This window comes from Arthrobacter sp. ISL-28 (assembly GCF_018613875.1).
In the GTDB taxonomy this organism is placed as follows: Bacteria; Actinomycetota; Actinomycetes; order Actinomycetales; family Micrococcaceae; genus Arthrobacter.
Genome location: NZ_JAGGPJ010000011.1, coordinates 36,936 through 59,667, shown reverse-complemented (window position 1 = coordinate 59,667; position 22,732 = coordinate 36,936). Strand labels below are relative to the sequence as shown.

Here is a 22,732-nt window from a genome sequence, read left to right as displayed (position 1 = left end):
CGCGCGTGACGGCCAAACGGCCTAGCGGTCGTGACGGAGTCCGGCCTCATCCAGCACGACGGAAGCGGAGACAAACCGCCCGCATGCCTCGCCGAACGGGTAGTCGCCCCTCGGAGTGAAGCGCAGCGTCCGCACGGGCAGAGGGCTTCCGTCTATGGAGGTTCCCGTGGCCGTAATGTCCATCGGCGACTCCGTCAGGGTATCCAGCATGAGCATTCCCCGCTTGGTCCCGTCCGGTGATGCCGTGGCTGAGCAGACGCGGTCGGGTCCGGGCCCGCCGGGGTCCGGAACAGGGGGCACTGGAACGCCGGGCTCCGGAACATAGGGCTCCGGGACGGCGGGCTCTGGAGCGCTTTGCCCTGGAACGCCGGTCTTTGGAGCGCCTTGCCCTGGAACGCCTTGCCCTGGAATGCCGGGCTCCGCAACGCCGGACTTCGGAATGCCGGGCTCCGGAATGTAGGGCTCACAGCCCTGGTCCACGGAAATGCTGCCCGGCACCAGCTCCAGGTCGCCTTCCCTGCACACTCCGTCCTGGCATGCCTTGAGGTGGAGGGCCTTCACTGCCGGGGCGTAGCTGGCCGCCACCGTCACCGACACGCCTGACGCCTGGGCGATTGCCGGGCACGCCATCTCGAACACATGGCATCCGGAGACAAGCACCGTCGTCGCAAATGTGGCCAAAAGTACCTTTGTCCTGCCCATAAGTTCAGGGTAGATCCGGCTCAATGGTGTGCGAACCCGTTGGCGGAAACTGGTGCAGACATCGTTACCCCTGACACAAGAACGACTGCCAATTCGAGATCAAGCCCCGACTCAGTAGAACGGGTGTGTTTCGGTTCGCTACGCCGGCAGCTGGTAGCCGCCCTGGTGCAGCTCGGCGAGTCCATCCTCCAGCAGCCCGGCGAGGGCGCGTTCGAGCTGTTCCGGTGCCGAATTCAGCCGGTGCAGGGCGGCGAGCGGAACGCCGATCCCGGATGCGGCGAAGCCGAGGTCCGCGGGCGCCTGCTGGAACATTTCGGCAGGCACCGGCCGCTCGGCGAGCCGAAGCACGGCCAGCACGGCTCCGCGGACCTGCCGGTCTGTGCCGTGCCAAGCCTGGCCTTTGGGGGTGTACGACGGCGGCGGCTCACCGGCCGCCAGCCAGGCGCAGCTCCCGCGCACCGGGCACACCGAGCACTTGGGCGCCCGAGCCGTGCAGACCAAGGCGCCCAGTTCCATGACCGAAGCGTTCCAGCGGACGGAAGTGCCGGCGTCGTCCGGCAGCAGTTGGGCGGCAAGCCGCATTTCCGATGCCGTCAGGGCCTGCGACGGCAGTGCCGCCCCGAGGAAGAGGCGCGCGTGGACGCGCCGGATGTTGGTGTCCACCACGGTCTCACGCCGGCCGAAGGCAAAGGCAGCGACCGCGGCCGCCGTGTAACTGCCCACTCCCGGCAGGCCGAGCAGCTTCACATAGTCCGCAGGTACCTGGCCGCCGTGGTCCTGCCCGATGGCAACGGCGGCGGCGTGAAGCCGGAGTGCGCGGCGCGGGTAGCCGAGGCGGCCCCAGGAGCGGACCGCTTCCCCGGCTGGTTCACGGGCGAGATCGGCGGGTTCGGGCCAGCGCCGGAGCCATTCCTCCCAGACCGGCAGAACCCGCACCACCGGGGTCTGCTGAAGCATGATTTCGCTGACCAAGACGCCCCAGGGCGAGCACTCCGGGGAACGCCACGGCAAGTCGCGGGCTTCAGCGGCAAACCAGTCACCCAGGGACCCGTGGATCTCTGCCAGCTCCCGGCGGGTAATTTCCGGGCGGGTGGATAGGGGCGCGGCGGGGTCATCAGTTGTGGTTTTGATGCCAACATACTAGTCGGTCTCAGGGCGCTTCCAATTTCACGGCCGGTTTAACCCGCCGCGGAACCGAACGCCGCCCCAAGAACCCGCGCTACCTGGAAACCAGCTTGAAGAACGTGCTGCCCTCGCCGCTGCTCTTGCGCTCCTGATACAGGAATGCGAGTTTGTTCGCCTCGAACTTCTCGAACCAGTCGTCCCAGCTGATGTGCTCGAGGCTTTCCTCACCGGCGCCCCGGGGAAATCGATCCTCAGGACTCCGGCGGCATCGCCCTTGTCGGTGCCTTTTACGCTGGCAGGCTTCCCGTCGTTTTCCTCGACCCACTTGCGGATATCGTCATGATCCGTGGTGGCATGCGATTCTGATGCCATGGTTACCCCCTGACGTGGTCTGAAGGCTGGTGCCCTCAGCTGGCCTCGCGGTCCACGTCAGGGCTGGTTCCCACACGCGGGTGCAGCCGTTTGACATGGCCGTGGATGGTCTCTCCGCCCCGCATGTTCGCAGGCGGCACGGCCAGGGTAACCACGAAGCTGTCACCTTCCGGATCCACGGATCGTATGGTCAGGCTTCGGGTTCCCTCGGGAATGGAGGGCGCAAAGTACTGCAGCTGCCTGGAGCCAACCGTCGCAACCTGGTCCAGCACGTACTCGGTGCCGAAGTGATCCTGGACGATGATCTCCGGGGTATGAGTTTCGGTTCCGTTGGATGATGCCAAGTGCAGGTTGACCACGATACCGGTGTTCCAGACCTCCACGGCGAGGACTGTGAACTTCGTTCCGTGGCTCTCATGCTTTCCAAAAGTCAGCGGCAGCAGGACGCGTTCTAGGTGACCGCCAGACACATGATTTACCATCATTGGTCCTCATTCCTACTCGTCCCGGTAAGTGGTAACCGGAATTCAATTTTAGTAAGGGTGCTGACAGTTGTCACGGGAAATTGCGCAACGAATTGGGCATGGTTGTTTCCGGTTCCCGGCGTGGTGGGGCACCGGAAACCCCGGCATTCTCTAGCCTAGAAACACGGGCAGGTGGGGCAATCCGGGTGTTCAGGAACGCCCGTCCGGGCGACGGGCGGTCGCGCAGAATCAACGCCCACAGCAGCATCAGTAGAAACAATGGGGACGAAGAAGCAGTGAAGACATCGGCAGGAAAAACATCGGCAAGCAAGGCGGCGGGCAGGAGTTCAGGACGAGGCGCTGCCAATCCGGCGACGCGGGCGGCCCGCAAGCCAAGCCCGGCCGTCTACCGCCGCCGTCGGCTGTTCGCCGGGGGAGCGCTGCTGCTCGTGGTGGGCCTGACGGCCGGCGGCGTTGCCACGGTGTCCGGGACCTTGGCTGACAAGACGCAGCAGACGTCCTCCACAGGGGGCGGGACACCTCAGCCCAGCGGCGGCCAGACGGCGGCCGCGCCTTCCGTGAGCCCGTCCGCCACGCCATCGGCCTCGCCCACGTGCGACCAGAAACTCGTGACAGTCACCGCCGGCACGAACAAGACGTCCTACGCCCCGGAGGAAAAGCCGCTGCTCACCCTGAAGGTCTCCAACGGAGGGAAGCTGCCGTGCAAGGTAAATATCGGCACGTCACAGATGGAGTTCCTTGTCACCAGCGGTTCGGACCGGATTTTCTCGTCCAAGGACTGCCAGGCTTCCGGCGACGATCTGGTCAAGACGATCGCGCCGGGCAAGAGCGAAACAGCGAACTTCCCCTGGCCGCGGAACCGCTCCGTGCAGGGCTGTGAGGAGGTCAGGGACGCTGCCGGCGCCGGATACTACGTGTTCATCGCCAAGCTCGGCCCCAAGGTGAGCCCGCCGGCCGTCTTCCAGCTAAGCTGACCCCCAAGTACCATCGATTGCTCCATAACTGCCCTTATGGGCGCTCAAAACGGCATCTATGGAGCAGTCGATGGGGTTAGAGGAACCGGTCCAGCAGGCTGGCTTCGGCCATCCGGCTGAGGCCCTCGCGGACCGTGCGGGCGCGCTGGTCGCCGATGCCGTCCACGGTCATGAGGTCGTCGATGGTGGCGGCCATCAGGTGCTGCAGCCCGCCAAAGTGGTCCACGAGCCGGTCCGCCACGGCCTTGGGAACGGCCTTGAGCCCGGACAGCAGGCGGTATCCGCGGGGCTGGACCACGGCGTCGAGCGTTTCCACGCCGCCCGCAAAGCCAATGATTCCGGCGATCTTGCTGAGGTCGATCAGCTCCGTGGGGCCAAGCGTGAGGAGCGCGTTGACTGCGCCGTCGATGTCCTCCGGAGTGGCATTGGGGCCGGCGTAGTCGCGGATGATGATGTCGCTGCCGGGGCCGCGGCCCACGGTGAGCTCGTCCAGCTGGAGGGACAGCAGCCTGCCGTCTTCGCCGAGTTCCAGGACGTACTGGGAGATCTCCTCGGAGATGCGGCGCACCATCTCCTGGCGCTGCAGGGTCACCGCCACGTCCCGGACCGTGACCATGGCCTCGATCTCCAGGGCGGACAGCGAACTGGTGACCTGGTCGAGTCGGGACCGGTAGCGTTCCAGGGTTGCGAGGGCCTGGTTGGCGCGGGCCAGGACCTTCTCCGAGCCCTCCAGCACATGCCGCAGGCCGTTCACGTAGAGGGCGATGATCTGCATGGACTGGCTCACCGAAATCACCGGGACACCGGTCTGGATGGCCACCCGCTCGGCCGTCCTGTGGCGGGTGCCGGATTCCTGAGTCTCGATGCTCGAGTCCGGCACGAGTTGCACGGCAGCCCGGAGGATGTTGCCGGCGTCCTTGTCGCAGATGATGGCGCCGTCCATCTTTGCCAGTTCCCGAAGCCGGGTGGGCGAAAAGTCGATGCCGATGTCGAAGCCGCCGGAGCAGATGGATTCGATGGTCCGGTCCGAACCCAGGACGATCAGGGCGCCTGTCCGGCCACGGAGAATGCGTTCCAGGCCGTCGCGGAGGGCGGTTCCGGGGGCCACCCTGCCCAGAGTCGCCTTGAGTGAATCTTCAGGGCTCCGGGCCATAGATTTTCCCTTCAAAGGTGCAGGCCGGGCCTGCAGGTATGCCGGTTGTCAGGAGTCCGCCGGCAGGATCAAAAGTACTCGGTTTCCCGCTTGCACCATCCTAGACGTAGATTACCCCAGCAACCGCACGGATAAGCCTTAAAATGCCCCATTTGAGACCTGCCGCGACGGCTTCCGGAGTGCGTCCGACGGCGGCCGGCGAGTGGGCGTTTTGGCCCACTTTCGGCGTGACTTCCACCGCTGCGATAAACTTGAACCCTTGGCTGGCGCGCCCTGCCGCCGCCCGCCGTCCAGATTCCGCCGTCCAGCCACAACGAACGGTTCCAGGAATCCGGGTTACAAAGTCTTCCCACACCCAGGGTCCTCCGCGGATCCCAGCGAAAGTAGCACCGTGTCCCAAGAAGTCCTCAGCCCCGCCCGAGTCCACGAGATTCACAAGCAGGCCGCCCGGCGCCGGACCTTCGCTGTCATCTCCCACCCGGACGCCGGCAAATCCACGCTGACCGAGGCACTGGCGCTGCATGCCAAGGTGATCGGCACGGCCGGTGCGTCCAGCGGCAAGTCCAACCGCAAGGAGACGGTGTCCGACTGGATGCAGATGGAAAAGGACCGCGGCATCTCCATCAGTTCCGCGGCGCTCCAGTTTTCCTACCGCGACACCGTGATCAACCTGCTGGACACCCCGGGGCACGCGGACTTCTCGGAAGACACCTACCGCGTGCTGGCCGCCGTCGACTGCGCAGTGATGCTGGTGGATGCCGCCAAGGGCCTGGAAACACAGACCATGAAGCTGTTCGAAGTCTGCAAGCAGCGGAACCTGCCCATCATCACGGTCATCAACAAGTGGGACCGCCCCGGCCTGGACGCGCTGGCGCTCATGGACGAGATCACCGAGCGCACCGGTCTGCAGCCCATGCCGCTGACCTGGGCCGTGGGCATCTCCGGTGACTTCCGCGGCGTGTGGGACCTGCGCAATGACAGGTTCGCCCGGTTCCAGCGGAACAACGCGGGTGCCAACATCGCGCTCACCGAATACTTCACTCCGGAGGAAGCTGCCGAGAGCCAGGGCGGCAACTGGACGGACGCCGTCGACGAAGCCGGGCTTGTCATCGAATCGAACCTTGAGTTCAACGTGGAGAGCTTCCACGCCGGCAAGGCGACGCCCATCCTGTTCAGCTCCGCCGCCCTGAACTACGGCGTCAAGGAGATTCTGGACGCCCTGGTGGACTTCGCTCCGCCCGCTGCGCCGCGTCCGGATGTGGATGGCCAGCCCCGCCCTGTGGAGTCGCCGTTCGCCGGGTTCGTCTTCAAGGTCCAGGCCGGCATGAACAAGGCCCACCGCGACCATGTTGCCTTCATCCGCGTCTGCTCGGGCGTGTTTGAGCGCGGCATGGTGGTCACGCAGACACGCACCGGCAAGTCCTTTGCCACCAAGTACGCCCAGCAGGTGTTCGGCCGGGAACGTGAGGTCATTGACGAAGCCTTCCCCGGCGACGTCGTGGGCCTGGTCAACGCCTCATCACTGCGCGTCGGGGACAGCCTCTTCCTTGAGGAGCCGGTGGAGTTCCCCGCCATTCCGCTCTTCGCCCCCGAGCACTTCCAGGTGGCGCGCTCCAAGGACCCCAGCCGGTTCAAGCAGTTCCGCCGCGGCATCGAGCAGCTCGAGCACGAGGGCGTCATCCAGGTGCTGCGCTCCGACGTCCGCGGGGACCAGGCACCGGTGCTCGCCGCCGTCGGCCCCATGCAGTTCGAAGTCGTGGAGGACCGCATGGCGCACGACTTCAGCGCGCCCATGCGCCTTGAACGGCTTCCGTATTCCATGGCCAGGATTTCGACGGCGGATGCCATGCCGGCGCTGGCCAACGTGCCCGGGGCCGAGGTGCTGCTGCGGTCCGACGGCGAGTACCTCGCCCTGTTCAACGACGTGTGGGCCCTGCGCCGCATCGAGAAGAACCATCCTGACCTCACTCTGGTGCCGATCGGAACGCACAATCCGGCAAAGTAGCCACGGCCGCAATCCGGTGCCGTTCTGATCCGAATACTCAATGGAACTTTCGCTCCGGTTCCAGGAAGCAAGGTGTGTCATGTCTGCAGTTTTTCCCAGGACCGTGGTGACCGGCATGGGCACGCTGAATCCGCTCGGGTCCACAGTTGACGAAACCTGGACGGCAATGTTGTCCGGGAGGTCGGGCATCGCTGCGCTCGACGAGGAGTGGGCGCAGCCCCTTCCCGTGCGCATCGCGGGACGGGTCACGGCTGACCTCGCGTCACTGCTGACCACCCGCGAGTTCAAGAGGATGGACCGCTGCGGACAGCTTGCGCTGGTTGCGGCCCGGGAAGCCTGGGCGCAGGCCGGAACCCCCGACGTCGACCCCGAACGGCTAGCCGTGGTCATCGGTTCGGGCTACGGGGGACTGGACACCACGCTCGCCCAGACCCGGGAGCTGGACACCCACGGACCGCGCAAGGTCTCCCCGCACACTCTGACGCGCATCATGGTCAACGGCCCGTCCGCCTGGGTCTCCATTGACGTGGGCGCCCGCGGCGGCGCCCGCACCCCCGTCAGTGCCTGCGCGTCCGGGGCAGAAGCGATTGCCCAGGGGGTCGAGATGATCCGGTCCGGAGCGGCCGACGTCGTTATCGCCGGCGGTGTTGACGCCTGCATCAACGACCTGATGATCAGCGGCTTCGCGCAGATCCGCGCCCTTTCCACCCGCAACGACGATCCGCAGGGCGCCTCCCGTCCCTTCGACCGCGACCGTGACGGTTTCGTTCTCGCCGAGGGCGCCGGAATCGTGGTGCTTGAGAGCGAAGACTACGCCCGGGCGCGGGGTGCCGGGATCCTCGGTGCGGTTGCCGGAGGAGCGGTGACGTCAGACGCCAACGACATCGTGGCCGCAGATCCGGACATGCAGCGCCGCGTCATGGAGAAGGCACTCGCGTCCGCCGGACTCCGCGGCGCGGATATCGGCTTCGTTCATGCCCACGCGACCTCCACGCCGGTGGGCGACCGCCTCGAGGCGCAGGCCATCAAGGCCATGATCGGAGAGGGAGTGCCCGTGACCTCCACGAAGTCCCTCACCGGTCACCTGCTCGGCGGCGCCGGCGCTCTCGGCGCCATCGCCGCGCTCCAGGCCCTGCGCACCGGAAACCTCCCCGGGACGTACAACATCGGCACCCTCGACCCCGACGTGGACCTCAAGATTCCGACTGAAACCGTGCACGGCAGCACCGCGACGGCGGGACTCGTCAACGCGTTCGGCTTCGGCGGTCACAGCGTGGCCCTGGTGGTTACTAGCTGATCAGCAGGCTCAGCGCCTCGGCAAGGTGGCCGACCTCCCGCACCGAGAAGCCGGACGGGATGGGGCCCGGGCCGTTGTGGCTGGACGGAACCACGGCGTGCGTGAAGCCCAGCCGGTGCGCCTCCTGGATGCGCTGGTTGATGCCCGGAACCGGCCGCACCTCGCCGGCCAGCCCCACCTCGCCAAAGGCGATCAGCCGCTGCGGCAGCGGCTTCTTGGCCTTGGCGGACGCAACGGCGAGGGCAACGGCAAGGTCGGTGGCAGGCTCGCTGAGCTTAACGCCGCCCACCGTGGCCACATAGGAATCGTCCTTGTGCAGCAGGCAGCCCGCGCGCTGCTGAAGCACGGCCAGCAGCATGGCCACGCGGGAGCTGTCCAGACCGCTCGTCGCCCGCCGGGGCTGCGAGTTCGGACTTTCCGCGAGCAGCGACTGTACTTCGGCCAGCAGCGGGCGCCGGCCCTCCATGGTCACGGTGATGCAGGTGCCAGACACAGGATCCTTGGTGCGTGTGACGAACAGCCCGCTCGGATCAGCCAGGCCTAGGATGCCGTCCTCGTTGAGGTCAAAGCAGCCCACATCGTCAGTGGGCCCGTACCTGTTCTTCACCGCACGGAGCAGCCGGAGCCGTGAATGGCGCTCGCCCTCGAACTGGCACACCACATCCACCAGATGCTCGAGCAGCCGCGGACCGGCAATGGAGCCGTCCTTGGTCACGTGTCCCACCAGCAGGGTGGTCATGTTGCGGCGCTTGGCGGCAGCAATGATCGAGGCAGCCACTTCGCGCACCTGGGAGACGCCGCCCGAGCTGCCCTCAACGTCCGCGCTGCTCAGCGTCTGGACCGAGTCCACCACGAGCAGCTTTGGTTCCACCTTTTCCACCTGGCCCAGGGCCTGGCCAAGGTCCGTTTCCGCCGACAGATAGAGAGTGTCCGCGATGGCGTCGATGCGCTCCGCGCGCAGCTTCACCTGGGCCGCCGATTCCTCACCGGTGACGTACAGGACGCTTTGGCCTGTCCGGGCGAACTTTGCCGCCACGTCCAGCAGCAGCGTGGACTTGCCCACGCCGGGTTCCCCTGCCAGCAGGATCACGGCGCCGGGCACCACCCCGCCGCCAAGAACGCGGTCCAGCTCGTCCACGCCCGTGGGCAGGAAAGCCGCCGTGGTGGCGTCCACCTCGGCGATGGGGCGCGCCGCCTCCAAAACTGTTGTGGCCGCCGTCGTACGCGCTACCGTGGTGCCGGTTTCCTCCACGGTGCCCCATGCCTGGCACTCACCGCAGCGCCCCACCCACTTGACCGTAGTCCAGCCGCATTCAGCGCACTTATAGCCCGGAGCCTTGGCGGCCCGGGAAGTCTTTGTAGCCATTGCTCCACACTATCCGCCGGGTCTGACATTCCAGTTCCCCCGGTTTAGCTCCCAGCCCGCCCCTAACTTCATCAAGCCCAGCCGGCGGCCCGGTTATTACGGGTCACAACGGGGGCAGGATGTCCCGGGCCTCGCGGGAATCGATGCCGGTCGCTTCCAGCAAATCCACCATCAGCGGCCGGAAGAGCATGACCACGGTCTCGCCCTCCAGCCGCTCCACCTTCAGCATCCGTGGGTGCAGCCGGCCGGCGATCTCGCTCAGGTCGGCCCGGGCCGTCCGCAGGTGGGTGCGGCGGACGCCGTCGTGCACTTCCGCCAGCCCCAGCGAGAGCTCATCGATGGCCGCCGCCGTGTCCTGCAGGACCTCGGCGATGTTTTCGATGGCTTCGTCGGACAAGGCGGCATGGTTGATGGCGCTGGTCAGCCGGCGTGCGAAGACGCGGCTGTTACGTAGGGCGAGGTCGATGAAGTCCAGTGATTGTTCGAGCCGGTCCAGCTCGTCCCGGTGTCTGCGGTAGGCCGGCGCCAGGGTGGCCACCTCGCCCGATGCCCGGAGGGACTGCCGCATGCCGTCCACGAGCGGCTGGCAGTTCCGGCCGCGCACCAGGGCATGCCATGCCTGGGTGGAATCGCTTTCAATCAGTGCCGAGGAACATTCACGGAGGACTTCGGCCAGCTCGTGCAGCAGCTTCCGGACGTCCTTCCGCGGTTCACGCCGCGGATCCTTGGGCATCAGGATGGTGACCAGCAGCGCGAAAATCCCCCCGACCACCGCATCGATGCTGCGGGTGAACGGACCGCCGGGCGGTGCCGGCAGCAGCACCACGAGGAGTGACTGCAGCCCCAGCTGTGTGGTGAAGATGGTGCCGCTGTCCAGGAAGCGGGCCAGCAGGATGGAAAACAGAAGCACGACGGCGGCCTGCCAGATTCCGGCGCCCAGCCAGTGGAGCAGCAGGTCACCCACGGCAATGCCGATGGTGCAGCCCAGCCCCACTTCGATCACCCGCCGCAGCCGCGGATCACGCGAAAACCCCAGCGCAATGAGGGATGAGGTCGCGGCGAACAAGGGACCGGAGTGCCCCAGGACGTACTCCGCGAACGCGTAGGCGCCCACCGCGCAGACCGTCATCTGGATGGCAGGGATCAATGAATTTCGGCTCCGCACCATGCCTGTGCGGATCCTTCCGCGCAGGAACCGTCTGCTTGCGGAGAGTCCTGTCTGGGCCATGGCTTCAGTCTATTGCCGGAGCTGCCGCGCATTTTCCACGGACGCGAAAGGGTGCCGGCACCCTTTCGGGAGCCGGCACCCTTGGTTACCGCTGTTGAGGGGTGGCCTACTTGTAAACGCGCACCCAGTCGACGTCCATCTGAGAGGGTGTTGTGGCGGTGCCGCTGGGGAACCAGTCCAGCTGGATCGTCTGGTGCATGGAGACGTTGGAGATGTTCGCAGGGGTCGTATCCTCGTACCACTTCACGCCGTCGATGTAGCCGGTGATCTTCGTCGGGGACCACTCCACGGCGTAGTTGTGCCACTGCCGGGTGTCGATCACGTTCTTGGCGTACGTGTGGACCTTGCCGTTGCCGCGGCAGGCGATGTGGTTGAAGAAACTCATCCGTCCCGGGCCGTTGTTGCCCTCGGCGTAGTCAATTTCCCAGCATTTGCCGCTGTAGGCGTCAGCGGAGTTGTCCGGCCAGAGGATCAGCACCGGGTGGTACTGCGGGTCGTTGTGGGCGACCTTCATGCGGGTCTCCCACTTGCCGTACTTCTGCCGCGCGAACTTGGCTGACATGCCGCCGGTCTTACCCGCCGCGTCGCCCTTGATGGTCAGCGTCCCGCCGCCGACCGTGACGGCATCGCGGGAACGCAGGCCCTTGCCGGCATGGCCTTTGCCGTTGTAGACGCTCCACTTGGCGGGATCCGGCGCCCCCGCGTTCGAGAATTCGTCGCCGGCAACCGTGGGTCCCCAGCCGAGCGTGGTCGCTGCCTGCTTGCCGCTGGTGGCTGTGGCTCCTGCAGTGTTTGCCAGGGGCGCCGCCTTGGGCTGGACCACAACCGGTGCCTTGCTCGGCACCGGCTTCGGGGCCGGTGCCGGCGTGGCAGCCGGTGCCTGGACTGCAGCGGCCGGGACGATCTTGGAGGCCGGGGCCGCAGCTTTAGACGCCGCGGCTTTGGCTGCAGGGGCTGCGGCCTTGGGAGCCGCGGCCGCCGCCGAGGCTTTGCCGGTGGTGGCCGGCGTCGCGCTGGCGGAAGTCTTCGGGCCTGCGGCCTCCGGGGCCGGTGCCCCCTCGGTTGCGGCAGCGCATCCTGTTAGGGACAGGGCGCCGACGGTAATCGCTGTGGCTAGTTTCTTCTTGAACAACAGAACCCCTCCGGGGCGTAGACAGGCGCACACGACAGTCACTTCAAAGTGATGCCGCATGCCGGAAAGTTTTCGTTCAGCCCCCTCGCGGGGGACCCGAGCAGCTTGGTGCATCTGAGCCCAGCGTTCGGGCATCCAGGGCCCATTTTTCGGGCCGGATCCTCAGGTCAGTCGCCAACGTTACCGATTCGTAATATCAGCCGCAAGCCGGGGAGAGCTGAAGAAAGCCGTGCCTCCGCTGCCAAATCACCCCGCCCGCATACCGCGTGACCAGCTTAAACGCCTGGTGAGACACGCCATGCGCGCAGAATCTTCCGTGATTAAGGTCGCATTTTTTCGTACAGAAAGAGCCGCCGTCACATACAGCGACGGCGGCTCTTCACGTACGTAATGTGACGTCTTAGCCGTTGATCACCTGAGGCACGCCGAGGGCTTTGAGGCCTTCCACGCCGAATTCCAGGCCGTAGCCGGACTGCTTCGCGCCGCCGAACGGAACGCGGGGGTCCACCGCGCCGTGCTTGTTGATCCAGACTGTGCCGGCTTGGATGCGGGCGGCGACTTCGCGGGCTGCCGCAGGGTCGGAGGACCATACTGAGGCGCCGAGCCCGACTTCGAGGGCGTTGGCATGGGCGACTGCCTCGTCCACGGTGCTGTAGCGGATGATGGGCAATGCGGGGCCAAACTGTTCCTCGGCGACCAGCGGGTTGTCGTTGTCGATGTCGGCCACGAGGGTGGTGGGGTAGAAGTAGCCGGGCTGGTCCGGGTCCGGGTCCCCGCCGAGCAGGATCCGGGCGCCGGAGACCCGGGCTGCTTCAACCAGCTGGGCGACGATGTCGTACTGGGCCTTGTTCTGCAGCGGGCCCAGGACGTTGTTCTCGTCGAGTCCGTTGCCCATCGGCATGGTCTTGGCAACGTTGGTGAGTTCGTCGCAGACGGCGTCGTAGATGTCGTCGTGGACATAAAGGCGCTTCAGCGCGGCGCAGGTCTGGCCGGTGTTGATGAAGGCGCCCCAGAACAGGCCTTCGGCGATGGCTTTGGGGTCGGCGTCGGGCAGCACGATGCCGGCGTCGTTTCCGCCCAGTTCCAGGGTGAGGCGCTTGACCGTGTCCGCGGAGGATTTGATGATTGCCCGCCCGGCGGCGGTGGAGCCAGTGAACATGATTTTCCCGACGGCGGGGTGTTCGGCCAGCCGGGCGCCCACCTCCCGGTCGCCGGAGATGATGTTGAGGACGCCTCCGGGCAGTTCTTCATTGAGCACTTTAACCAAGGCGAGGACGGAGAGCGGCGTCATCTTGGAGGGTTTGACCACCACAGTATTGCCCATCCGAAGGGCGGGGGCGATCTGCCAGATGGTGATCATCATGGGCCAGTTCCAAGGGCCGATGGCGCCGACGACGCCGATGGGCTTGTAGTGCAGTTCGGCGTAGGTCTCGCCGTCGTCCACCACGGTCTCGGGCTTGAGCTCGGTGGTGGCGGTGGTGCGGAGCCATGCAGCGCAGGCGCCGACTTCGAACCGGGCATTGGGGCCGTTCAGCGGTTTGCCCTGCTCCCGGGAGAGAAGGCGGGCGAGTTCTTCGGCGGAGCGTTCGACGGCGTCGGCTGCCTTGAGGAGCGCGGCGGACCGGGCGTCGTGGCCGAGGGCTGCCCACGCCGGCTGGGCGGCCTGGGCGGCACCGACAGCCAGTTCCAGGTCTTCGAGGGTGTGAACGGGGGCTTCGCCTACCGGATCGCCTGTTGCCGGGTCGAGGACGGTCCGCGTAGGGCCGGACGTGGGGGTAATGGACGCGAGCAGCGCATCGTAGGTTTCCAAGATTCACTCCACTTCGAGTAGGCAAGGGCGCTAGCCGAATGGCATAGCGGGTTGCTTTCAAGTGTGGATAACTGTTGCCGAAATCTCTTGTCATTTCGCGCAGGACCCTTGACGCAGGGAGCACAGAGTGGACAGCTGGAGTAGTCAGCCCGAGGGCGTTCGCCGGAGTCGGACGTCGAAGTGGCGTCTGTATTCCGTTGGGGTGGTGAAAAGGGTTGTTGCGAAGTTCTGCCGGAGCGTCACAGCGCTGCCGAAGCCGCAGTCAGCTGCAACCTGATCAATGGACAAGTTGATCAAAGTACCCGCCGCACCAGGAGTCCCTGCCGATGATCACGCGAGCTGTCGACGCCGCGGGGGCCGCCGGAATCCCCATTGTGGCCATACAACACAGCGCAGGTGAAGGCGCCCCGGTCTTTGCACCGGCACACCGGAATTCGAGCTTCACCCCGACATCGAACGCCGCAGAACCGATGCATGGAAGGGCGTCGTCAAGCAGTACGGCTGCGCCAGCACGACATCGACACCGTCACCCTCGTCGGCTACATGACCAACAACTGCGTCCTCGCTTCTGCCGTTGAAGCGGAATTCCTCGGCTTCAAGACCGAAGTTCTCTCAGACGCCACGGGGGCCATCAACCTCGCCGACGACGCAGGTTTCGCCGACGCAAAGACAGTGCACACAACCCTGCTCACACTGTTGAACTCAAACTGGGCCGCCGTCAGCACCACCAATGCGTGGACCGATGCCCTTGAAACTCAGCAGGCTCTGGAAACGAGCGATCTTGGCAGTTCCGCGATAGCCGGGATGGCGCATCTGACCCGGGCATAACCGGCTGCCTCGGCTCGTCCATTGGTGGTCCGAGGTAACCGGTTATGCCCGTGCTTTCAATCGGCTGCCGCACCCGCGCTTCGTCAGGCGGTGTAGGGGTCCGCGATGCCGATGTACTGCGTGGTGGTGTATTCGGCGATGCCCTCGGAGCCGCCTTCGCGGCCGAGTCCGGACTGCTTGACCCCGCCGAAGGGGGCGGCTGCATTGGAGATGACCCCGGCGTTGAAGCCCACCATGCCGAATTCGATCTGTTCCGCGACGCGCAGGAGGCGGTTGAAGTCGCGGCTGTAGAGGTAGGAAGCGAGGCCGTATTCGCTGGCATTGGCCAGGCGGATGGCGTCCTCCTCCGTGGCGAAGGTGGTGACCGGAGCGACGGGCCCGAAGATTTCACGCCTCAGGATCTCGGCGCCGTTGGGCACGTTGCTCAGGACGGTGGGCTGGTAGAAGTAGCCGGCGCCAGGAACGGGTGCGCCGCCGGTGACGGCGGTGGCTCCGGCGTCGACGGCGGCGGTCACCAGGGCGTGGACGTCCTCGCGCGCGCCGTCGTCGATGAGCGGACCTACATGGGTGGCTGGTTCGGTGCCGCGGCCGGTGGTTAGGGCGCCCATGGCGGCGGCGAATTTGGCGGTGAACTCGGCGGCGACGGATTCGTGGACGAGGAAGCGGTTCGCGGCGGTGCAGGCCTCGCCCATGTTCCGCATCTTGGCGGCCATGGCCCCCTCGACTGCCTTGTCCAGGTCGGCGTCCTCGAACACGATGAACGGGGCGTTGCCGCCGAGTTCCATGGACGTGCGCAGTACGTTCTGCGCGGCGTCGGCCATGAGCCGCTTGCCCACAGGGGTGGAGCCGGTGAAAGAGACCTTCCGCAGCCGCGGATCGGCCAGCAGCGGCCCGGAGATGCCTGAGGCGCTGGAGGAGGACACCACGTTCAGCACGCCCGCGGGCAGCCCTGCCTCCAGCATGGTCTGAGCGAACAGTTGGGCCGTCAGCGGGGTGAGTTTCGCCGGTTTCAGGACCATGGTGCAGCCGGCTGCGACGGCGGGGGCGACCTTGCGGGTGGCCATGGCCAGCGGGAAGTTCCACGGCGTGATGAGCAGGCAGGGGCCCACCGGCTTGTGCTGGACCAGGATCTTGTTCTTGCCCTCGGGGGTGGTGAGGTAGCGGCCGTAATCGCGGACCGTCTCTTCGGAGAACCAGCGCAGGAACTCGGCGCCGTAGCTGACCTCGCCGCGGGCTTCGGCCAGGGGCTTGCCCATTTCCAGGGTCATCAGGAGCGCGAAGTCCTCGGCCCGTTCCGTCACCAGATCGAACGCGCGGCGCAGGATTTCTGCCCGTTCGCGCGGGGCGGTGCGTGCCCAGGAGGCCTGGGCTGCATCGGCTGCGTCGAGCGCGGCGAGGGCGTCCTCGCTTGTGGCCGAGGCCAGTGTGGCAAGTATCTCCCCCGTGGCGGGGTCGTGGACATCGAACGTGCCGCCGTCGGACGCGTCCCGCCAATGCCCGCCGATCAGCAGGCCGGTGGGCACGGAGGCGAGGAGGGCGGCTTCACGCTCGGGGGTGACGGCAGCCGGTGAGATGGCAGGGGAGATGACGGGAGAAGAGGTCATGCTGGGGCTCCTCAAGAAGGGGTATGGGGGTTCCACGGGGTTTCGACAGGCTCAACCAGCGGTATCAGGTCAGTAGCTGGCGGTGGCGTCGCCGTCGGACGGGTGGACGTACTTGGCGGCGAGGGCTTCGGAGCCCCTCGCCAGCAGGGCGACGTCGGCCCCCACCAGGAGGAACTTGGCGCCGCTGGCAAGGTAGTGGTGAGCCGTGTCGGGGTTGAAGGCGTTGACGCCGGCGGGTTTGCCCGCTTTGTTGGCGGCAGCGAGGCAGCGTTCGACGGCCGCGCGCACCTCGGCGTGTTCCTGCTGGCCCAGCAGTCCCATGGAGGCGGCAAGGTCGGAGGGCCCCAGGAAGACGGCGTCCACACCGTCCACCTTCAGAATGTCCTCCACCGCGTCCACGGCCGCCGTCGATTCAATCTGCACGGTGACGCTGATCGTCTCCCCGGCCCGGGCAAGGTAGTCCGGGACCCGGTTCCAGCGGGCGGCCCGGGCCAGGGCTGAGCCCACCCCGCGGACACCTTGGGGCGGGTAGCGGGTGGCGGCCACTGCAGCCTCCGCCTCAGCCACCGAATTGACCATGGGGAGCAGCAGATTCTGCACGCCCAGGTCCAGGTACTGCTTGATCACCACGGTGTCGTTCACCGGCGGCCGGACCACGGCGTGGACGGGGTAGCCGTGGACCGCCTGCAGCTGGGCGAGGATCGATTCGAGCCCGTTGGGGCTGTGCTCGGCGTCCACCAGGAGCCAGTCCAGGCCGGATCCGGCGCAGAGTTCGGCCACCAGTGGGCTGCCGGAGCACACCCACATCCCGGCCAGCGGGCGGTCCGTCGCGGCCAGGGCATCCCGGAACGTCTTGTCCGGCTCTATTCGAAGCGGCATGTCACAGCTCCCAGCGGTCCGTAGTCTGCGTGGACGGTATCGCCCTTGTACACCCAGAGGGGCCGCGTGAAGGAGCCGGCCAGGATGATGTCGCCGGCCTTCATGCTGTCCCCGTGGGCAGCAATTTTGTTGGCCAGCCAGTGCACGCCGTTCGCCGGGTGGTCAAGGACGCCCGCCGCCACCCCGGTTTCCTCCACGGTCTGGTTCTTGTAGAGGATGGCCGAGACCCAGCGGAGGTCGACGGCGTCCGGCTTCACCGGCCGGCCGCCCACCACCATGGCACCCATGGCCGCGTTGTCCGCAATGGTGTCCACGATGGTCCGGCCCTCCATCTCGATTCGGGAATCGAGGATCTCAAGGGCCGGAACCACGTAGTCCGTGGCTTTCAGGACATCGAAGATGGTGCAGCCGGGGCCTTTTAGCCCGTCCTTCAGGACAAACGCCAGCTCCACCTCCACCCGCGGGTGGGTGTACCTGTCCCATTCCACCGAGCAACCCGTTTCCAGCACCATGTCATCGAAGATGGCACCGTAATCCGGTTCCGTGATACCGGTGGCGGCCTGCATGGCCTTCGACGTCAGGCCGATTTTCCGCCCCACCAGGGTCCGGCCGGCGTCCTCATTGCGGCGACGCCACAGCTGCTGCACCGCGTAGGAGTCCTCCACGGTCATCTCCGGATAGCGTGCAGTCAGGCGGGGGACGGGCGTGCGGCTGCGGCCGGCCTCCACGAGTTCGTCGGCGATTGCCTCGATTGTCTTCGGGTCAAGCACCTTAGACCTGCGCTCCCAGCTTGAAGCCCACTGTGTCGGTGCCTGCAGCAGAGTCGTCCTTGCGCGTGTAGGAGAAGCCGTCGGCTCCCACGGTCACGGCCATCTCGCTCTTTTCCTCGCGCTCGATGACCGGCTGCGGGTTTCCGTCCAGGTCCAGGACGAGTGAGGCTTCCGTGTACCAGGAGGGGACCACGGGGTTGCCCCACCAGTCGCGGCGCTGGTTGTCGTGGACGTCCCAGGTCACTACCGGGTTGTCGGGATCGCCGGTGTAGTAGTCCTGGGTGTAGATCTCGATGCGGTGGCCGTCCGGATCCAGGATGTACAGGTAGAACGCGTTGGACACGCCGTGCCGGCCGGGGCCGCGTTCGATCCGGTCCGAGATGCGCAGGGCGCCCATCTTGTCGCAGATCTGGATGATGTTGTGCTTCTCGTGCGTGGCGAACGCGACATGGTGCATGCGCGGCCCGTTGCCGCCGGTCAGGGCGGTGTCGTGGACCGTCTGCTTGCGGTGCATCCAGACAGCGTAGGACACGCCGTCGGAGTCCTGGATGTCCTCGGAGACACGGAAACCGAGGTCCTCGAGGTACTTGCGGCCGCGCGGGACGTCCGGGGTGACCTGGTTGAAATGGTCCAGTCGTACCAGCTCGCCGGCGGAGTAGAGGTCGTAGCGCTGGGTGAGGCGCTCGACGTGCTCGGTCTCGTAGAAGAACTCGTAGGGGAAGCCCAGCGGGTCCTCGACCCGGACGGAATCGCCGATGCCCTTGGTGAAGCCTTCCTTGCGGCGCTCGGTCCGGCAGCCCAGCTCCTTGTAGTAGGCCTCGGCGGCGTCCACCTCTGCGGGGGACTTCACCCGGTAGGCGAAGGCTGCGACAGCGGCGATGGGTCCCTTGCGCAGGACCAGGTTGTGGTGGATGAACTCCTCGAGGGAGCGCAGGTAGATGGTGTTTTCGTCTTCCTCGGTGACGTGCAGGCCGAGGACGTCCACGTAGAACTCGCGTGACTTGGCGAGGTCGGTGACAACGATCTCCATGTAGGCGCAGCGGACGATGTCCGGGGCGGGAACGGTGGGGGTGGGAACGAAGTTGGTCATGGGATTCTCTCTTCTTTGAAAGTAGGTACTGGGAAAAGGGCTTAACCCTCGTTGGCAGCAGAGGCTTCGATGCTGCCGAACTTCGGGGTGTGGACAGAGCCGAGCGTGATGTGCACGGCCTGCTGGTCGGTGTAGAAATCGATGGAGCGGTAGCCGCCCTCGTGGCCCAGGCCGGAGGCCTTGACGCCGCCGAACGGGGTGCGGAGGTCGCGGACATTGTGGCTGTTCAGCCACACCATGCCGGCCTCGACGTTCTGCGAGAAGTTGTGCGCCCGGGTCAGGTTCTGGGTCCAGATGTAGGCGGCAAGGCCATACTTAGTGTTGTTCGCCAGGGTGAGGGCCTCGTCGTCGTTGTGGAACGGGGTGATGGCGACGACGGGACCGAAGATCTCCTCCTGGAAGATCCGCGCGTCCGGGGCGACGTCGGCGAAGACGGTGGGGGCGATGTAGTTGCCTTCGGGCAGGTGCTCCGGCCGTCCGCCGCCGGCCAGCAGCCGGCCTTCGGACTTGCCGATCTCCACGTAGGAGGCCACCTTCTCGTAGTGCTCCGGGTGGACGAGGGCGCCGACCTGCGTCTTCGGATCGTGCGGGTCCCCGACCACGATATTCTTGGCGCGGGCGGCGTATTTCTCGCAGAACTCGTCGTAGATGGCGCGCTCGACGAGGATGCGGGAGCCTGCGGTGCAGCGTTCGCCGTTCAGGGAGAAAACGCCGAACAGGGCCGAGTCGATCGCGGCGTCCAGGTCTGCATCGGCAAAGACGACGCAGGGGGACTTGCCGCCGAGCTCCATGGAGAGGCCCTTGAGGTTGGCGGCGGCGTTGCGGAAGATGGTCTGGCCGGTGGTGGTTTCGCCGGTGAAGGAGATCAGCGGGACGTCCGGGTGCTTGACCAGGGCGTCGCCGGCTTCCTCGCCGAGTCCGTTGACCAGGTTGAAGACGCCGTCCGGCAGGCCCGCCTCCTTGAAGATGGTCGCCCACAGCGATGCCGAGAGCGGGGTGAACTCGGCAGGCTTGAGCACCACGGTGTTGCCGGTGGCCAAGGCAGGGGCGAGCTTCCAGGATTCCAGCATGAATGGGGTGTTCCACGGGGTGATGAGTCCGGCCACGCCGATCGGCTTGCGGTTCACGTAGTTGATCTGCGAGCCAGGGACCTTCATGGCGTCGTCGAACTGGGCCACGATCAGGTCGGCGAAGAAGCGGAAGTTCTCGGCCGCACGCAGGGCCTGTCCCTTCGCCTGGGTGATGGGCAGGCCGGTGTCGAAGGTTTCCAGCTCGGCGAGGCGGGCTTCCTGTGCCTCGACGGCGTCTGCGATCCGGTTGAGGACGCGGGCGCGCTCCCGCGGCTTCATCTTCGGCCAGGGGCCGTTGACGAAGGCCTCGCGGGCGGCGGCAACGGCGAGGTCGATGTCCTCTTTCTGGCCGGCTGCAGCGGTGGCGTAGTTCTGGTTGGAGACCGGATCGAGCACGTCGAAGGTCTTGCCTCCCACCGAATCAACGAATTCGCCGTCGATGTAGTGCTGAATGTGGGTGGGCAGGTTCTCGGGAACGTAGTGCTTGGTGGTTTCCGGAGCAGTGAACGTCATTGTTGTTTTCCTTACTGTCTAGAGCAACGCGGGGTCAGTTACAGCCCAATTCCGGGCCGTTATTCGGCGCTAAGTGACCCCACGTTGGTTTGGGAGAGGTAGGCTTCCAGGGTGGCGGAGCGGTGCAGCCGTGCGGCCTTTTCGATCTCCTCGGCGTCGGCTCCGGTTTCGATGAGCTTCAGGAGGGCCTCGTGCTCGTCCACGGATTCGTGGGCGCGGCCGGGCACGAAGCGGAACGTGGAGGACCGCAGGGAGGCCAGCCGGTTCCAGCCGCGGTGGACCAAATCAAGGATGTGCGGGTTGGGGCAGTGTTCAAAGAGGACGCTGTGGAAGTCCTGGTTCAACTGGGTGAAGCGGACTGGATCGAAATGTTCCAGGCATTCCCGCATCTCCTCGTTCACCGCCCGGGCCCGGGCGATGTCCGTTTCACCGATCAGCGGTGCGGAAAGCGCGGTGGCCGCTCCTTCCACGATGCTCAGCGTCTGCATGGTGTAGAGGTATTCGGTGGGATCGATCCCGGCCACGGTGGCTCCGACATTACGCTCGAACTTCACCAGGCCCTCAGCCTCGAGGCGGCGGATGGCTTCCCGGACGGGGACCACGCTGAACCCGAGGTCCTTGGCGATGGTGCCCAGGACCAGCCGGTAGCCGGGGGTGTAGGTGCCCTCCACGATCCGAGCCTTCACCGCCTGGTAGGCCTGCTCGGACTTGCTGCCGGCCGTGGTGGACGCGGTGCCGGCACTGGTGCCGGTACCTGCGGTAATGGGGGTGGGGCCGGCGGCCGTTGCCGTTTCAGTCATTGACTTTGCCTGCTTCCCATTCGTTGTACCTGGCCCGCCATTCGGCGTTCAGGGGGTAGAGCCCGTCGACGCTGTGGCCCTGCTCCACCATTTCGGCGATGAAGGTTTCTTCGCGCTCTTGGACGATCGAATCGTCGGCCACTTCCTCGGCCAGCGCCGGCGGGATCACCAGGATGCCGTCCGCATCGGCCACAATGATGTCTCCGGGCTGCACGGTGGTGCCGCCGCAGGCAATGGTGATGTCCGTGTCCCAAGGGATGTGTCGGCGGCCCAGCACGGCAGGGTGCGGGTTGGCGTAGTAGGTGGGCAGCTCCATGGCAGCCACCGTGGAGAAGTCGCGGACCCCGCCGTCGGTAATGATGGCGGCGGCGCCGCGCACCTGGGCGCGCAGGGCCAGGATGTCACCGATAGTGCCGGTGCCCTTCTCGCCGCGGGCTTCCATGACCAGGATCTCGCCCTCGTTGACCGAATCGATGGCACGTTTCTGGGCGTTGAAGCCGCCGCCGTGGGTCTTGAAGAGATCCTCACGGTTGGGAACGTAGCGCAGCGTCCGGGCCAGCCCCACAACCCGCTTCTCGGGCCGGGTGGAGGTGAGGCCGTCGATGCTGACGTTGTTGAGGCCGCGCTTGCGCAGCTGCGAGGACAGCGTGGCAGTGCAGACGCTCTCCAGTTTGGCTTTCAGCTCTGGGCTCAGTGCGGAAGCGGCATCGGCGGCCGGCAGGCCTGCCGCCGCGCGTGAACCATAAGCCTCCTCCCGCTGCAGGTCATCAACCTTGGGCCGGGCACCAAAGTCTGCAAACGGCGTCGTACCCTCCTCCACCCGGGTCACCAAGCGCCCGGTGGTCAGGGTCCCGTCCAAGGTGCCGACCTCGACCTCCAGCACGTCACCCGGTGCGGCGACTGAGGCGCCTGCGGGGGTGCCGGTGAGGATGATGTCACCCTCCTCGAGGCTGAGCAGTTGCGACAGGTCCGCCACCAGGCGGGCGAACGGGAAGAGCAGGTCTTGAGTGGTGTCGTCCTGGACAAGTTCACGGTTGTGCCAGGTGCGGATGCGCAGTTTGGCGGGGTCGACGGCGTCTGCCGGGATCAGCGCCGGGCCCACCGGAGTGAACCCGTCGCCGCCCTTGGACCGGAGGTTGGAACCCTTGTCCGCATAGCGGAGGTCGTACACACCGAGGTCGTTGCTCGCGGTAATCGCTGCTACGTGGCTCCAGGCGTCCTCGATGCTGACGCGCCGGGCGGCCTTGCCGATGACCAGGGCGATCTCGCCCTCGTAGCCCAGAAGTTCGCACCCGGCCGGACGTTCCACGGTGTTGCCGGACACAGTCAGCGATGACGAGGGCTTGAGGAAGTAGGACGGCTGGGCGGGAGTACGTCCCCGCTGCGCTGCACGGCTGGGGTAGTTGATGTGCACTGCGATCACCTTGCGTGCCGCTGCCAGGGTGTCCCCGTTGACCTGCTCCAAAGCTGTCTCCTCATCAAGTACGAAATCGTATACGATCACTATTACCCATCCGCCGGCGTCCGTC

General features: G+C 66.2%; 18 protein-coding genes and 1 pseudogene. 4 read left to right on the top strand and 15 right to left on the bottom strand.

What is annotated here, in order from left to right; all coding sequences use genetic code 11:
* Positions 1 to 21: 21 nt before the first annotated feature.
* The 3 genes and pseudogenes from J7E80_RS23760 to J7E80_RS08895 form a co-directional block, all read right to left on the bottom strand.
* Positions 22 to 267: pseudogene (locus tag J7E80_RS23760) on the bottom strand (hypothetical protein); the annotation flags it as partial.
* Between the two features lie 573 nt (positions 268 to 840).
* Entirely contained in the window at positions 841 to 1,659 is an 819-nt protein-coding gene (locus tag J7E80_RS08900; protein ID WP_311380790.1) for an A/G-specific adenine glycosylase, read from the bottom strand.
* A 575-nt stretch (positions 1,660 to 2,234) separates the two neighbouring features.
* Positions 2,235 to 2,684, bottom strand: a complete 450-nt coding sequence (locus tag J7E80_RS08895) for a hypothetical protein (RefSeq protein ID WP_215051116.1) — start codon at positions 2,682 to 2,684, stop codon at positions 2,235 to 2,237.
* 275 nt (positions 2,685 to 2,959) lie between these two features.
* Between J7E80_RS08895 and J7E80_RS08890 the strand changes: the two genes are divergently transcribed.
* Positions 2,960 to 3,658 carry a hypothetical protein gene (locus J7E80_RS08890; RefSeq protein ID WP_215051115.1) on the top strand — a complete coding sequence of 233 codons (699 nt, stop codon included), beginning with the start codon at positions 2,960 to 2,962 and terminating at the stop codon, positions 3,656 to 3,658.
* 76 nt (positions 3,659 to 3,734) lie between these two features.
* On the opposite strand, the gene disA is transcribed toward J7E80_RS08890, so the two are convergent.
* Positions 3,735 to 4,811, bottom strand: coding sequence for a DNA integrity scanning diadenylate cyclase DisA (disA, locus tag J7E80_RS08885; protein WP_215051114.1), 1,077 nt, complete (start codon positions 4,809 to 4,811; stop codon positions 3,735 to 3,737).
* A 391-nt stretch (positions 4,812 to 5,202) separates the two neighbouring features.
* On the opposite strand from disA, the gene J7E80_RS08880 reads away from it, so the two are divergent.
* Entirely contained in the window at positions 5,203 to 6,816 is a 1,614-nt protein-coding gene (locus tag J7E80_RS08880) for a peptide chain release factor 3 (protein ID WP_215051113.1), read from the top strand.
* 79 nt (positions 6,817 to 6,895) lie between these two features.
* Positions 6,896 to 8,113: a beta-ketoacyl synthase gene (locus tag J7E80_RS08875; RefSeq protein WP_215051112.1), complete on the top strand. Its 1,218-nt coding sequence runs from the start codon at positions 6,896 to 6,898 to the stop codon at positions 8,111 to 8,113.
* Here J7E80_RS08875 and radA read toward each other — a convergent pair.
* The 4 genes from radA to J7E80_RS08855 form a co-directional block, all read right to left on the bottom strand.
* Positions 8,106 to 9,479, bottom strand: a complete 1,374-nt coding sequence (gene radA / locus J7E80_RS08870) for a DNA repair protein RadA (RefSeq protein ID WP_215051111.1) — start codon at positions 9,477 to 9,479, stop codon at positions 8,106 to 8,108. The genes J7E80_RS08875 and radA overlap by 8 nt on opposite strands.
* A 103-nt stretch (positions 9,480 to 9,582) precedes the next feature.
* Positions 9,583 to 10,707 carry an FUSC family protein gene (locus tag J7E80_RS08865; RefSeq protein ID WP_215051110.1) on the bottom strand — a complete coding sequence of 375 codons (1,125 nt, stop codon included), beginning with the start codon at positions 10,705 to 10,707 and terminating at the stop codon, positions 9,583 to 9,585.
* Positions 10,708 to 10,813: 106 nt separating this feature from the next.
* Positions 10,814 to 11,839 carry a glycoside hydrolase family 16 protein gene (locus J7E80_RS08860; protein ID WP_251036659.1) on the bottom strand — a complete coding sequence of 342 codons (1,026 nt, stop codon included), beginning with the start codon at positions 11,837 to 11,839 and terminating at the stop codon, positions 10,814 to 10,816.
* A 400-nt stretch (positions 11,840 to 12,239) separates the two neighbouring features.
* Complete coding sequence (locus J7E80_RS08855) at positions 12,240 to 13,649, bottom strand: aldehyde dehydrogenase family protein (RefSeq protein WP_215051108.1); 1,410 nt, start codon at positions 13,647 to 13,649, stop codon at positions 12,240 to 12,242.
* Positions 13,650 to 14,123: 474 nt separating this feature from the next.
* Here J7E80_RS08855 and J7E80_RS08850 point away from each other — a divergent pair, with 474 nt between their 5' ends.
* Entirely contained in the window at positions 14,124 to 14,477 is a 354-nt protein-coding gene (locus tag J7E80_RS08850; protein ID WP_251036658.1) for a cysteine hydrolase family protein, read from the top strand.
* Between the two features lie 83 nt (positions 14,478 to 14,560).
* Here J7E80_RS08850 and J7E80_RS08845 read toward each other — a convergent pair whose 3' ends face one another.
* From J7E80_RS08845 to J7E80_RS08815, 7 genes are all read right to left on the bottom strand, one after another.
* Positions 14,561 to 16,081 carry an NAD-dependent succinate-semialdehyde dehydrogenase gene (locus J7E80_RS08845; protein WP_215051107.1) on the bottom strand — a complete coding sequence of 507 codons (1,521 nt, stop codon included), beginning with the start codon at positions 16,079 to 16,081 and terminating at the stop codon, positions 14,561 to 14,563.
* A 69-nt stretch (positions 16,082 to 16,150) separates the two neighbouring features.
* The gene (locus J7E80_RS08840; protein ID WP_215051106.1) at positions 16,151 to 16,960 is read right to left on the bottom strand and encodes an HpcH/HpaI aldolase/citrate lyase family protein; all 810 of its coding nucleotides are present in this window, start codon (positions 16,958 to 16,960) and stop codon (positions 16,151 to 16,153) included.
* Positions 16,945 to 17,730 (bottom strand): 2-oxo-hept-4-ene-1,7-dioate hydratase, encoded by a 786-nt coding sequence (gene hpaH, locus J7E80_RS08835; protein ID WP_215051105.1) that lies wholly within the window; start codon positions 17,728 to 17,730, stop codon positions 16,945 to 16,947. Before hpaH ends, J7E80_RS08840 begins: the two co-directional genes overlap by 16 nt.
* A gap of 1 nt (position 17,731) precedes the next feature.
* Complete coding sequence (hpaD, locus tag J7E80_RS08830) at positions 17,732 to 18,820, bottom strand: 3,4-dihydroxyphenylacetate 2,3-dioxygenase (protein WP_215051104.1); 1,089 nt, start codon at positions 18,818 to 18,820, stop codon at positions 17,732 to 17,734.
* Positions 18,821 to 18,861: 41 nt separating this feature from the next.
* Positions 18,862 to 20,403, bottom strand: a complete 1,542-nt coding sequence (gene hpaE / locus J7E80_RS08825) for a 5-carboxymethyl-2-hydroxymuconate semialdehyde dehydrogenase (RefSeq protein ID WP_215051103.1) — start codon at positions 20,401 to 20,403, stop codon at positions 18,862 to 18,864.
* Between the two features lie 59 nt (positions 20,404 to 20,462).
* Positions 20,463 to 21,203: a GntR family transcriptional regulator gene (locus J7E80_RS08820; protein ID WP_251036657.1), complete on the bottom strand. Its 741-nt coding sequence runs from the start codon at positions 21,201 to 21,203 to the stop codon at positions 20,463 to 20,465.
* On the bottom strand, positions 21,196 to 22,668 hold the full coding sequence (locus J7E80_RS08815) for a fumarylacetoacetate hydrolase family protein (RefSeq protein WP_215051154.1): 1,473 nt from the start codon (positions 22,666 to 22,668) through the stop codon (positions 21,196 to 21,198). Before J7E80_RS08815 ends, J7E80_RS08820 begins: the two co-directional genes overlap by 8 nt.
* Positions 22,669 to 22,732 lie beyond the last annotated feature (64 nt).